At 35.5% G+C, this 13,278-nt stretch carries 11 protein-coding genes; all 11 read right to left on the bottom strand.

The features are described from left to right. Window position 1: 1 nt before the first annotated feature. The 11 genes from CD003_RS18515 to CD003_RS18465 all read right to left on the bottom strand — a co-directional run bounded on the left by CD003_RS18515 (window position 2) and on the right by CD003_RS18465 (window position 13,254). A complete protein-coding gene (locus CD003_RS18515; RefSeq protein WP_096202724.1) occupies window positions 2-1,447 on the bottom strand; it encodes a replication initiation and membrane attachment family protein in 1,446 nt (481 codons plus the stop codon). 109 nt (window positions 1,448-1,556) lie between these two features. Continuing rightward, on the bottom strand, window positions 1,557-2,027 hold the full coding sequence (gene nrdR, locus CD003_RS18510; RefSeq protein WP_096202723.1) for a transcriptional regulator NrdR: 471 nt from the start codon (window positions 2,025-2,027) through the stop codon (window positions 1,557-1,559). Between the two features lie 179 nt (window positions 2,028-2,206). Further along, complete coding sequence (locus CD003_RS18505; RefSeq protein ID WP_096202722.1) at window positions 2,207-3,235, bottom strand: glyceraldehyde-3-phosphate dehydrogenase; 1,029 nt, start codon at window positions 3,233-3,235, stop codon at window positions 2,207-2,209. Window positions 3,236-3,505: 270 nt separating this feature from the next. After that, window positions 3,506-4,114, bottom strand: coding sequence for a dephospho-CoA kinase (gene coaE / locus CD003_RS18500; RefSeq protein WP_096202721.1), 609 nt, complete (start codon window positions 4,112-4,114; stop codon window positions 3,506-3,508). A 20-nt stretch (window positions 4,115-4,134) separates the two neighbouring features. Then, window positions 4,135-4,818, bottom strand: coding sequence for a sporulation membrane protein YtaF (gene ytaF, locus CD003_RS18495; protein WP_096202720.1), 684 nt, complete (start codon window positions 4,816-4,818; stop codon window positions 4,135-4,137). A 62-nt stretch (window positions 4,819-4,880) separates the two neighbouring features. After that, window positions 4,881-5,705, bottom strand: coding sequence for a DNA-formamidopyrimidine glycosylase (gene mutM / locus CD003_RS18490; RefSeq protein ID WP_096202719.1), 825 nt, complete (start codon window positions 5,703-5,705; stop codon window positions 4,881-4,883). Between the two features lie 12 nt (window positions 5,706-5,717). Continuing rightward, window positions 5,718-8,351, bottom strand: a complete 2,634-nt coding sequence (gene polA, locus CD003_RS18485; protein ID WP_096202718.1) for a DNA polymerase I — start codon at window positions 8,349-8,351, stop codon at window positions 5,718-5,720. Window positions 8,352-8,469: 118 nt separating this feature from the next. Further along, window positions 8,470-9,402: a protease modulator HflC gene (gene hflC, locus CD003_RS18480; RefSeq protein WP_096202717.1), complete on the bottom strand. Its 933-nt coding sequence runs from the start codon at window positions 9,400-9,402 to the stop codon at window positions 8,470-8,472. Further along, complete coding sequence (gene hflK / locus CD003_RS18475; RefSeq protein ID WP_096202716.1) at window positions 9,399-10,355, bottom strand: FtsH protease activity modulator HflK; 957 nt, start codon at window positions 10,353-10,355, stop codon at window positions 9,399-9,401. The genes hflC and hflK overlap by 4 nt, the downstream gene beginning before the upstream one ends. Window positions 10,356-10,778: 423 nt before the next feature. Then, window positions 10,779-12,542: a two-component system histidine kinase PnpS gene (gene pnpS, locus CD003_RS18470; protein WP_096202715.1), complete on the bottom strand. Its 1,764-nt coding sequence runs from the start codon at window positions 12,540-12,542 to the stop codon at window positions 10,779-10,781. Next, window positions 12,535-13,254 (bottom strand): response regulator transcription factor, encoded by a 720-nt coding sequence (locus tag CD003_RS18465; protein WP_096202714.1) that lies wholly within the window; start codon window positions 13,252-13,254, stop codon window positions 12,535-12,537. Before CD003_RS18465 ends, pnpS begins: the two co-directional genes overlap by 8 nt. Window positions 13,255-13,278: the final 24 nt, after the last annotated feature.

Below are 13,278 nucleotides of genomic sequence, written 5' to 3'. Positions count from 1 at the left end.
GTTACTCCTCCCTCTTTTGCTTCTCCTCCATACGTTGCTTCAACATCATTTCAAATTGAAGCTTCTTCTCTGCAAAGTCTTTACTAGTTTTTTGACTTTTTTCTTCTTTTTTCTCTATCGTCTGCTTTTTATTTTCTTCTATTAACCATTTAGGTAATTTGTCTTTTTTTACATTTTTAGGTTTAGGTGTCCATGTACCTTTAGGTTTCTCTTTTCCCTGTTTATATTCTTGTTGTTTTTTATTTTCAAGCCTTGCTAATTCCATTGCTTCCTTCACTGTTTTCACATTCTTCCTTGACCAATGACCAGCAATTTTATCAACTAGTGGTTTTGAAAGTTTCATATCATTCACTGTTAAGATGTAATCAATTAATACGTTCACAACACCTGCTGGCAATTGAAAGTCTAATAAAAGAACTTCTACAATCTTCACATCAGGTAGAGGTACCATTGCACCAGCTGAGCGACTCTCTAATAATTCTAAAGGGGATTTCGTTTCAAAGTGCTTAATCATCTTTTCTTCAGCTGTTACTGGCTCTTTATCAATCATAGTTTGATACTCAAGCGGTTGTTTTCTAAGAGCCAAAGAGGGTGGCTCACTACCATGTTCAATTTTGTACCACTCTTGAACCCTCTTACGAAGAAGGGCTAAATCAACTTCATCGTCATGAATAATCGATTGCTGTAAAATACGACTCATTTCTAATGGGTCAATTCGATACACAAACGAAAGTCGAATTATTGCCTCTCTTACTTCCTCTGTTATCATTTCCTTCGTCACAACAAAAGAAGATAAATCATGTAGCATCAAATCAAAATCAAACTGACTGTTTTCAATTGTAATGTCGTCTTCTGCCGTTCTTTGAATAACTTCCTTTTGCTTATCTAATTCTAATCCTTGCATCAATTCAGATTGATGGTTTGCTACAATTTCTGAATGATGAAGTGACGAAAACACCTCATCGAACGAACGGGTTACAGCACTATATTCTTCTTTATCAATTTTCTCTATCATAAATCGATCACGTATTTGTCGAAATTTGTTTTTCCCTAATCGATTATACAAATAAACACTCAATACGTCATTGTTAAAAAATGCTTGTGATGACATCGGTGGCTGCAATTCATACAAATAGACAGTCGACTCATCTTCTTTTTTCTTAAACGTTTTTAACAGACCTATAGCTTCTAGCTTATTTCTTTCTTGATAAATAAGATCTAATGGAGCATCCATCATCGTCATAAGATAGCGATGATTGTTCTCATCACTCCAATAACTATCCTTTTCAAGTTCACTCCATAAAGTCATGTACAAGCTATATGCAAATGCCCCGATTAACGGTTGATATAAAAGGGTTAATACTTTTTGATCCATTTCATGCAAATAATCCCCTGTACGAACAGTATAACGATCTACAGGAAGTAATTCTTTCCAATGCCAGTTCATTTTGCCTCACCTTTTACCTATTAGAGGATTGTTAAATATCAGTCATCAATAAAAAACACAAGCGAGTAGTCAAAAAAAGAGCTTTAAGCAGATTGCCTTAAGCTCAACATTACGATTGTTTTGAACGATTTCTATTAATTAATTCCTTTAATTCACTAATAAATACATTGATATCCTTAAATTGTCGATACACAGATGCAAAACGAACATAAGCAACATCATCTATAGTAGCTAAACGCTCCATTACAAGCTCCCCAACATCCTGACTATTAACCTCACTCGTTCCTTTATTACGTAATTGGCTCTCTACTTCATTCACTATCGTTTCTAACGTTTCAATTGAAACAGGTCGTTTTTCACAAGCTCGAATTAAACCTCTTAATATCTTCTCACGACTAAACTCTTGTCTCGTACCGTCTTTCTTGACAACAATTAAAGGGATTTCTTCTACAGTTTCAAATGTTGTAAAGCGATAATGACAAGACTCGCATTCTCTTCTCCGACGAATTGAACGGCCTTCGTGACTTGGTCTAGAATCAAGAACTTTAGAGCCATTATATTGACATGCAGGACAACGCATAATATCATCTCCGATAAGCATCTGATCTTATCTTAATAATAAAGAAAATTGTCGATAAAAACAAGGAAGAAAGAAAATAGTCTACTTCTTTCATAGAGTAAGACCTATGTTTATTGTCCACAAGAAAAGGTGGGACTATTCATATCGAATATCGCCCCACCTTTTTACTCTTTTTTCAATTAAGCGTTACAAGTTGATTTTTCAATAATTTCTTTACCTACTAAGCTCACTAGGTCTAAAACTCTGCAAGAATAACCCCACTCATTGTCATACCAAGCTAATACTTTAATTTGTCTTTCTCCCATTACCATTGTTGATAAACCATCAACGATTGAAGAGTGTTCATCACCATTAAAGTCAATAGATACTAATGGAGAAGTAGTGAATCCTAGAATTCCTTTTAACTTACCGTTAGCTGCTTTTTCAAGAGCTCCATTTACTTCTTCTACTGTTACATCACGCTTAACGTTAACTACTAAGTCAACAAGTGATACATTTGGGGTTGGAACACGTAGTGCCATACCATTTAATTTACCTTTAAGAGTAGGTAATACTTTTGCAATCGCTTTCGCAGCACCTGTTGAAGTTGGAATAATAGACTGACCACACGCTCTTGCACGACGTAAGTCTTTATGTGGGTTATCAATATTCTTTTGGTCGTTTGTATATGAATGAACTGTTGTCATTAATCCTGTTTCAATTCCGAATTCATTTTCAATTACTTTTGCTACTGGAGCTAAGCAGTTTGTCGTACAAGAAGCATTTGAAATAACATCATGTTTCTCATGGATATACTCTTCCTCATTAACACCCATAACGATTGTTACATCCTCATCTTTACCTGGTGCTGTAATTACTACCTTCTTAGCACCAGCTTCGATGTGGTATCCAGCTGTTTCTTTTGATGTAAATTTTCCTGTTGCTTCGATTACAACATCGATACCCATTTCTTTCCAAGGTAAAGTCTTAGGATCACGAGAGTGTAATAATTTAACGACCTTTTCCCCAATTACAATCTCGTCATCCCCAGGTGTAACGTCCTCAGAGAACGTACCGTGGATACTATCATACTTAATTAGGTGAGCTAGTGTTTCTGCAGGATAGCTTGCATTGATTGCAACTACATCCAATTTATCATCAAGAATTGCTTTTCTAAATACCATTCTACCAATACGACCAAAGCCGTTAATCGCTACTTTTACTTTCATTTTAAAATTCCCCTCTCATCATTTGTGCTATACTAAATGACCTTATATGAGAAATAGTATAACATATAATATGCAAAGCGGACGAATAAATTTAATAAAATATTAAAATAAAAATAATTCAACTATTCAATCAAAGATAAAGGTTTAATTAGTGGGAAATTGTCAATGGTTAATGGATCATTAAAGTTCAAAAAAGCGCCATAGTAAGCCCGTTTTTTACGGCTTTCTTTGGCGCCTTATTATTCAATCATCATTAAATCATTAACTAATTTATGCTTTTATAATAATGTTCCATTTCTTTAAAATTGCTTGCAGCTGGGCTTCTGTTTGTTCAATTGTTCCATTGTTGTCGATAACCTCATCTGCCAAGCTCTTTTTTTCTGTTAGTGGCATTTGTGAATTAATTCGACTTTGTGCTTCTTCTTTTGTTGTTTGATCACGGTGAAGGAGTCGTTCAAATTGAACATTGTCATCAACATACACAAGTAGAGTTTTGTCTACCATATGCCTCAAATCACTTTCAAATAAAAGTGGTATGTCATAAACAACGACTTCTTCTCCTTCTTCAAAATAACGGTCCTTTTCATCCCTCATTTTCTGTCTTATCGCAGGATGGACAATTCCATTTAACGTTTTGCGCTCTTTAGGATCATTAAAAATAACCGTTCCTAGCTTCTTTCTAGCAATGGTTCCATCAGTTTCTAGTATTTCCGTTCCAAAATGCTCTACAATTTGTTTATAAGCATCGTTTCCTGGCTCTACTACATCTCTTGCAATTTGATCTGCATCAATTACTGCAATGCCATAGGTTTTGAGTAAATTAGAAATAGTGCTCTTACCACTGGCAATGCCACCTGTTAACCCTATTATCATGATTATTTACCTCATTTACAATAACTTTACAAACTCCATATCCCAAGCAATATCAATAACACACCTGGAATAAATGAAAATTTCTGCATTAAATATGAATCAGAGAACTTAAATCCACTCTTCATTCCTAGAGTTACGAAGGAAGCACTCATAATCGCAACCGTAATCGCCATCCATATTGGTGAAAATCCGATCAGAGCTGCCCCAATCCCTGCTCCAAATGCATCTAGTGAAAGGGCAACACCTAATAAAAAAGCCTCTCTACCTGTAATTGTACCAGATTTATCAAAATCTGCATCCATCGGTTTACGTAAAATACGAATCACTAACCCAAACATTTTGATTTCAAAATTTACAAGAAGTTTCTTTTCCGTTTCTTTCGCTTCTTCATTTATCCTTTCTTGTTTAACCGCTTCTTCTAGTACTTCTTCAGACTTACTATCTCGTCTAAATACTTGGTACAAAGCCCATGAACCAATTAGGATTAGGATAATCCCACCAAGTGACTCAGCAAAAGAGGGAGAGATATAATTCTGAATTAGAGTACCAAAACCCATAGCAACTAATATCGAGATAGCGGAACAAGAGGCTATGAACATTAAAGACATGAAAGGTAACTTCATCTTACGTAATCCATACGTTAAGCCAACCCCAAAACTATCAAGGCTAACTGCTAAAGCTAAAAGGAGTAAAGATAATATTTCAACCATAGTGAAAAGCTCCTCCCACTTACTGATACGATAGTATATGGGAGGAGCCTATCCAATGTACTTTATTTTTGGCATTTCGGACAAAAATGAGTCCCTCTTCCACCTACTACTGTCTTTTCAATTTCCGTCCCACACCTTGTACAATGCTCCCCTTTTCGTCCGTAAACAAGGAGTTGTTGTTGAAACATTCCCATTTCTCCTTGTCCATTAACATATGATTTAATTGAGCTACCACCTAGATTGACTGCTTGCTCTAGTGTGTTTACGATAGCATCTCTTAAAGCAACAATTTGCTTCTTCTTTAACTCATTTGCTTTTGTCTCAGGATGGATTTTCGCTTGAAATAATGCTTCATCTACATAGATATTTCCTAAACCTACAACATATTTTTGATCAAGCAGTACAACCTTTATCTTCCGGTTTGTTTTCTTTAGTATTTTTTCAAGAAAATCTGCTGTAAATTCATTTGCGAACGGCTCTAGACCTAATTGGGACAAAGGTAAGGAGCTATCCTCTTCTCCTTTATGAAACAAATGCATTGTCCCAAACTTTCTTACATCTTGGTACCTAAGCTCTGTACCATCTGTAAAACGAAACACAACATGTGTATGTTTGTTGGATTCTTCACCTTGCTCAAACAATCCATAACGCCCTTCCATTCTTAAGTGAGACACAAGAACATCTTCAGATAACACAAACTTTAAAAATTTGGCGCGTCTTTCAACAGCTTCAATTCTTTGGCCTTGTAAACGTTGTTGAAATTGAATCACATCATCCGGTTTTTTTATCATTTTCGGCCAAGAGACTTCAACTTCTTTAATTACTTTACTAACTACTAATGTTTCAAGGGTCCTCTTGACCGTTTCCACCTCAGGTAATTCAGGCATACTATTCTCTCCTTATTTCGCGTCATACCAGGTTTGTCCAACTGAAACATCAGCCTTAAGAGGAACATCTAGTTTAACTGCCTGCTCCATAACCTCTGGTACTAGTTTTTCCATTACACTAATTTCATGCTCGGGTACTTCAAAGATTAATTCATCGTGTACCTGTAAAAGCAGTCGACTTTCTAACCCCTCTTCTTCCATTCTCATTGCCATATCTACCATTGCCTTTTTTATAATATCAGCTGCTGTCCCTTGAATAGGTGTATTCATCGCTGTTCTTTCAGCAAAGCTCCTTAAATTAAAGTTACGACTTGTAATTTCAGGTAAGTACCTGCGACGATTTAGTAAGGTCGTCACATATCCTTGCTCCCGTGCAGTATCAACTATTTTTTCCATATATTCTTTTACTCGAGGATAACTATCCAAATAACGCTCAATGAATTGACCGGCTTCTTTACGTGTAATATTTAAGCTCTGTGATAAACCGTAATCACTAATCCCGTAGACAATTCCAAAGTTTACAGCCTTTGCACTTCTTCTCATCAATGATGTCACTTCATCTTTAGCTACATGGAATACATCCATCGCTGTTTTCGTATGAACATCCATATCCTTATTAAAGGCTTCTAATAATTTTTCATCACCCGAAATATGAGCCAATACTCGAAGCTCTACTTGAGAATAATCTGCTGCAAGGATGACCCAATCCTTCTTTTCAGCAACAAAAGCATGACGAATTTTTCTCCCTTCCTCTAAACGAATTGGGATGTTTTGAAGATTTGGCTCCGTTGAGCTTAGACGCCCTGTTTGAGTAATCGCTTGATTAAACATCGTATGAATCTTATTTGTATCTGGATGAACGACTTTTAATAATCCATCTATATACGTTGATTTTAATTTGCCTAGTTGACGATAGTGGAGTATTTTTTCAATAATTTCATGGTCATCCTTTAGCTTATCTAATACTTCAGCAGATGTGGAATAACCAGTCTTCGTCTTCTTCACAACAGGGAGCTCTAATTTGACAAATAAGATTTCTCCTAGTTGCTTAGGTGAGTTAATGTTAAAGCTTACTCCAGCTAGTTCATGGATCTCCTTTTCTAAAATGGATAGCTTGTCATTAAGACCTTCTCCCATCTGCTTTAACTCTTCTACATCTACTTTAATCCCTGTTGTCTCCATTTTTGCAAGGATTAATGACAATGGCATTTCTAATCCATTACATAGCTCTGCTTGCTCATTTTCCCTTAGTTCTGTTTCTAACTCTGGCTTCAACTGATATAAAGCATCTGCCTTCCGGATAAGGTGAGCTGCAAGGATTTCTTCATCAGGAACCCTTTGTTTAGCCCCTTTTCCGTATATTATCTCATCATCCTCTACAAGTTGCTTTCCTTTTCGTTTTGAGATGTCCGCTAAATCATGCGAAGATAGTGATGGATCAATTAAATAAGAAGCAATCAAAGCATCAAATATTATCCCGTTAATCGCTACATCTTTCCACTTAAGAGCAACTGCTGCTCTCTTTGCATCAAATACCCACTTTTCTTTTGCTGAGTCTGTAAGCCATTGAGTAAAACTATCTGATGCTAAGCCAACCTCTGTTGGTATATAAAATCGTCCTGCATTATTTACCAATGCAAACCCAGTTACGTCTGCTTCGTGGTAGTTTTCAGCTAGTACCTCTACAACTAATGCTGATGGAGAAATAAGCATGCCTTCCTTGATGTCTGTTACAACGTCGAACTCTACTTTTTCTAGTTCGACAGGGGCAGTAGATTCCCCATTACCACCAAACCTATTTAATAGTGAATTAAATTCTAATTCCTTAAAAAGAGTTATTATTTTTTCGTTATCATAGTTTCCAAATGATAAGTCTTCAATCGAAAGTGTAACAGGAACTTCACGAAAGATAGTCGCTAGTTTCTTACTCATTGTTGCTTGTTCTTTATTTTCCTCTAGACGTTCTTTCATCTTCTTCCCAGACACTTTATCAATTGAATTCAATACTTCCTCTACTGAACCAAAGTCCTTCAATAGCTTTAATGCCGTCTTTTCTCCGATACCAGGAACCCCAGGGATATTATCTGATTTATCTCCCATTAGCCCCTTCATATCAATGATTTGTTCTGCCGTTATGCCATATTTATCAGCGATGGCTTTTTCATCGTATGTATCTACATTCGTTATACCCTTCTTCGTAAGAGCTACAGTTACTTTATCTGAAACAAGTTGGAGTAAGTCATGATCACCTGAGAATACTTTCACATCCCAGTTACCATCTTCCTCTGCTTTTTTTGTTAGAGTGCCAATAATATCATCAGCTTCATAGTTTTGAACCTCAAATCTACGAATGCTAAACGCATCTAATAACTCACGAATTAAAGGGAACTGCTCCGATAATTCTGACGGTGTCTTTTGTCGACCACTTTTATATTCTCCATATGTTTCATGTCGAAATGTTGTTTTACCAGCATCAAAGGCAACAAGCATATGTGTCGGCTTTTCTTCTTCAATAATCTTTAAAAGCATAGTTGTAAAACCATACACCGCATTTGTATAAACACCTTTATCATTATTAAGTAACGGCAATGCAAAAAAAGCACGATACGCGATACTGTTCCCATCAATTAATACTAATTTATTCACAGAGTTACCCCTCTCTCTACTACATATATGTTCCTTATTTTAGCATAACGGCAATTGGAAGAACAAAATTCTAAAATAAAAACAGCTATACCACAATTATGGCATAGCTGTTTCTCACTTAATCAATATATCCCATTAAAATACGTGCGTATGGTGAATCTGCGGGGAGTACAATAACTGTTTTCTCATCAATTGTTTTCTCATACGTTTGAAGTGTTCTATAAAGGTTATAGAACTCTGGGTCACGACTGAACGCTTCATTATAAATTTGAGCTGCTGCACCTTCACCTTCACCCATAATTTCATTAGCATCTGCATTAGCAGTTGCTAATATCTCCTGAACTTCACGGTCAGTATTTGCTTTAATACGGTTCGCTTCCGCATCCCCTTGCGAAAGATAATCTTGAGCTGTTGACTGACGCTCTGAAATCATACGGCGATATACCGCCTGCTCATTTTCCTCTGGTAAATCTGTTCTCTTCATTCGAACATCTGTTAATGAAATACCATAGTTATCACGTTCAAGTAGCATATTTACATGCTCTAGCACTCGGTCATTAAAGCTTCCTCTTGTTGCTTGCTCATCATTAATAATTTCATCATAGTCTAATTGACCTAACTCAGAACGAATTGTCGAGAAAATAAAGTTTGCCATAATTGTCTCTGCATTTCCTATTGTTCTAGCATTAGAAATCATTAACCTAGGGTCATCAACTTTCCAGATAGCAAAATTATCAACAAGCATACGTTTTTTATCACGAGTATTAATTTCCGCTGGAGTTACATCGTAAACCATCTGATATTTCGGTACAGATGTTACTGATTGAATAAACGGAATTTTATAGCTTAATCCAGGTTGGTCTTCAATTCGAACAACTTCACCAAATTGACGGACAACCTTATATTCACCTTGTTCAACAATAAAAAGATTACTAATAATCGTACCAAGAATAACTAAGAAAAGGACAATTCCTATAGCAAGTCGTGTATATTTCTTCCACTCATCACTAGGACGACGTTCATTGAAATCTACGATGTTATCATCACTCATTGACTAGTACCTCCTTCTGCAGTCTCAGGACGTCTTTCCAATGGACGTATTGGTAAATAACTAACTGAGTCGTTGTTACTATCCATAATATAAATTTCTGTGCCAGGAAGAACATTTTCAATAGTTTCTAATACTAAACGCTGACGCGTTACTTCTGGGCTTGAAATATATTCATCATAAAGAGCTGTAAATTTAGATACGTCACCACGCGCTAACTCAACACGTTCAGTTCTTGTACCTTCTGCTCTAGATATAATCGCATCCTTTTCCCCTTCAGCTTCGTTTATCAACTGATTACGGTATCTGTTTGCTTCATTTATTTTTGTTAAACGCTCTTCACGGGCATCTGTTACTTCTGTAAATGCACGACGTACTTCGTCATTTGGAAGCTCTACGTTTTGCAACTTAACATCCATAACCGTAATTCCAATATTATATGAATCAATTAATTCTAATAAATACTCCCTGACTCTCGCTTCAATTTCAGGACGCTGATCTGTAAGTGCATCATCAATTCTTGAGCTACCGATGACACCACGTAATGATGCAGATGTAGCATTGAATAACATTTCCTGAGGGTCATTAGAATTAAATAAATACTCTTCTGGATTTGTAATTCTATACTGTACAATTAAATCTGCTAATAAAATATTCTCATCACCAGTAATCATTTTTGCTTCATCTGTATAATTTGTTACTTCCCCATCATTTTCTTCATAGCCTACTCGGAGACTATAAGTTTGTCTCGAAAGAATCTCTACTCTTTGAATTGGCCAAGGTAGTTTAAATTTCAACCCAGGCTCTACAACCGTTTCTTCGACTTTACCAAATGTAATTAATGCCGCTTGTTCCGATTCATCGACAATGTACCAACCAGTGGCTAAAAATAACGCTAAAATACCAATACCAATAATAGAAATAAATCCGATAATCATTTGTTTAATTGTTATCATGACATCCCCCTTCTTTCTCGTTACAATTAGTTACGAAACCCACGAGAAAAGGTTTCATAATTTTTCTAACTTGTTCTATTAAAAAAAAACTGTTAAAGAAAGTATATGAAGCAATGATGTAGAATAATAGGGTAAAATAAGGAGAGCAAAAAAAGAGTAACAGACAACTAATATTATAATATAGATCGCTTGAGGATTATAGCCATTTGATTTAATTTCCTAACTTTCACTAATACAAAAAAAAATAGACGAAAGCAAATGCTTCGTCTATCAAGGGGATAGTAACAATTAGGTAAACTACCTACTTGTGATGAAATACTAATAGGCTGGTTACCATTGCACGATGAAACCGTTCTAATTTATTATAACTTTATATTGTTAACGTAAAATAAAGCTAATATGAAGTTATTGTAAAGGTCCATCCTACACTCTTTTTTTATTAAAGATAATTGTAAAAGTTGTTCCTTCCCCTACCGTACTCGTTACTAAAATTCTTCCATCATGTGCTTCTACCAAATGCTTAACGATCGCAAGTCCTAATCCTGTTCCACCTGAATTTCTACTTCTTGCTCTATCTACTCGGTAAAATCGTTCAAATATTCGCGGTAGCTCTGTTTCACTAATTCCAATCCCGGTATCTTCAACTTTGACGATTACTTTATTACTACTTTCTTTAACCGACACAGCCACTTTCCCTCTCGCAGGAGTATACATAATACTATTATTGATTAAGTTTATTGCTATCTGCTTTATTCGAACTGAATCTCCATCAACTATTGTTTCACCTTCTGAATTATAGGATAAAGCTATCTCTTTCTCCTCTGATTTATGCTGAAGTACTTGGACTGCCTCTTCCACAATTTTAGCTAAATTCGTCGGTTGCCAATTCAAAGTAAAATACTGCTGTTCGATTCGAGATAATTCTAATAAATCGCTAATTAAACTCTCCAACCGTTCACTTTCCTTCGAAATAATCGTAAGGAATTTATTACTTAAATCAGGACTGTCCTTCGCACCATCTAGTAAAGTTTCCGTGAAACCTTTAATCGAAGTGACTGGTGTTTTCAGTTCGTGCGAAACATTCGCAACAAAATCTTTACGTACTTGTTCAAGTTTTTTCAATTCAGTGATGTCATGAAAAACTAAGGCGATGCCTTTTAATTTTTCATTTCTAATAATTGGTGCACCATGAACGTCAAAATAACGTATCTCGATATTAATAGGCAGTTTTATTTGTCTGCGCTGTCCTTTTTCAGTAATAAATATATCTTGAACAATTTTCGTAACTTCTTTATATTGAAGCACATCATGATAAATATGATTTAACCATAGATCTGTATTTTCTTGAAAAATCTCTTTACAATAACGGTTAATTAACGTAATTTCTCCACGAGTACTAATGAGAATTAGTCCACTTCCCATGTTTTCTATTAATGTTTCTAATCTTTCTTTTTGAACTTGATTGCGCTTTGTCACTTGGTCTAGGTTTTTCGCCAAGACATTAATTGAACGACTTAACTGCCCAACTTCATCTTTCCGTCCAACTATTGTTCGAGCATGGAAATTTCCTTCAGCTAATTCATTTGCAACCTTTGTTGCTTCCTCAATTGGACGGACCATCTGATTAGCAACTCGATAAGTCACCAGTACGATTACACCGAAGGCAATAGTGAAACTGAAGATTAACAATCCCCAAATTTTTTGACTCATGTGATTTAATTCTTCTATTGGAATTCCTAAACGTAAATATCCGTATAAGTCTCCTACACTATTTATCAAAGGAACAGCAATATAAAGTAACTCAGCTTTTACTGTTTCACTATATCTAATCGAAAGCTCTTTTTTACCATCTAATACCGCTTTTATTTCTGGACGATCGAGATGATTATCAAGCAAGTCTGGATCTTTAGCAGATTCCCCAATGACCGTACCATCTTCTAAAATAATCGTTACTCTTGCATCTAGTTTTTCACTAATAACCAACGTTTGCTCTTGTATAGCTAGATGGTCATTTAAATGGTCAATCACTGTATAGCCTGCTAATTTAGCTTCTTTGTCCATTCTATTTGTTAACTGTTCAAAATAAAAATCCTTAAATAGTTGTCCTATAATTAATCCGAGTCCGCTTAAAACTAATAATGTAATTGATAGTACGGAAGCAATTAATCTAAAGCGGTATTTAGACATCTAGATTAGGCTCCTCCAACTTATACCCTAATCCTCGTACCGTTTTAATATAAATAGGCTTTCTTGTATTCGGTTCTATTTTTTCTCGAAGATGGCTTATATGAACATCAACTATTCTTGTATCACCAACAAATTCATAATTCCAAACAGCATTTAATAGTTGGTCCCTAGTTAATACTCTCCCTTTATGATTCGCTAGATAAAGAAGCAACTCAAATTCCTTTGGTGTTAAATCAAGGGCTTGATTTTTATACAATACTTCATAGTTATCAGCATGAATTATTACTTCCCCTATTTGAAGTAATGAGCTTGTAATTTCTTTTTCTTTATCTACTTGTTGAGCTTGTCCAACTCGGCGTAATATAGCTCGAATTCTAGCAACTACTTCTCTTGGACTAAATGGTTTAGTCATATAATCATCTGCACCTAGCTCTAGACCTAGTACTTTGTCAAACTCTTCATCCTTAGCTGTTAACATTAATATAGGAGTCATGACTTTGTTTAAACGCAATTGTTTACATACATCTAATCCATCCATTTCTGGAATCATTAAATCTAACACAATTAAGTCAAAGCCTTTCGTTTGAGCCAAGTTCAAAGCAGTAACTCCATCCATTGCTGTTGTTACGTCATAGCCTGCCTGTTCTAAATTGAATTGAATTAAGGTTACAATTGATTCTTCGTCATCTACCACTAAAATCCTTTGAGACATAAACATCCTCCATTGTTGCTTTGA

It is taken from the genome of Bacillus sp. FJAT-45350 (assembly GCF_002335805.1).
In the GTDB taxonomy this organism is placed as follows: domain Bacteria; phylum Bacillota; class Bacilli; order Bacillales; family NISU01; genus FJAT-45350.
Note: the sequence above shows the minus strand (reverse complement) of the source record. Positions and strands in the feature narration are given on the sequence as shown.

Bases quoted from the DNA above. Each gene is read 5' to 3' on its own strand.
- hflC (WP_096202717.1), bottom strand. From the start codon at position 9,402: ATGAGTGATGATAACATCGTAGATTTCAATGAACGTCGTCCTAGTGAT.
- nrdR (WP_096202723.1), bottom strand. From the start codon at position 2,027: ATGCGTTGTCCTGCATGTCAATATAATGGCTCTAAAGTTCTTGATTCT.
- CD003_RS18465 (WP_096202714.1), bottom strand. From the start codon at position 13,254: ATGTCTCAAAGGATTTTAGTGGTAGATGACGAAGAATCAATTGTAACC.
- mutM (WP_096202719.1), bottom strand. From the start codon at position 5,705: ATGCCTGAATTACCTGAGGTGGAAACGGTCAAGAGGACCCTTGAAACA.
- hflK (WP_096202716.1), bottom strand. From the start codon at position 10,355: ATGATAACAATTAAACAAATGATTATCGGATTTATTTCTATTATTGGT.
- CD003_RS18505 (WP_096202722.1), bottom strand. From the start codon at position 3,235: ATGAAAGTAAAAGTAGCGATTAACGGCTTTGGTCGTATTGGTAGAATG.
- ytaF (WP_096202720.1), bottom strand. From the start codon at position 4,818: ATGGTTGAAATATTATCTTTACTCCTTTTAGCTTTAGCAGTTAGCCTT.
- CD003_RS18515 (WP_096202724.1), bottom strand. From the start codon at position 1,447: ATGAACTGGCATTGGAAAGAATTACTTCCTGTAGATCGTTATACTGTT.
- pnpS (WP_096202715.1), bottom strand. From the start codon at position 12,542: ATGTCTAAATACCGCTTTAGATTAATTGCTTCCGTACTATCAATTACA.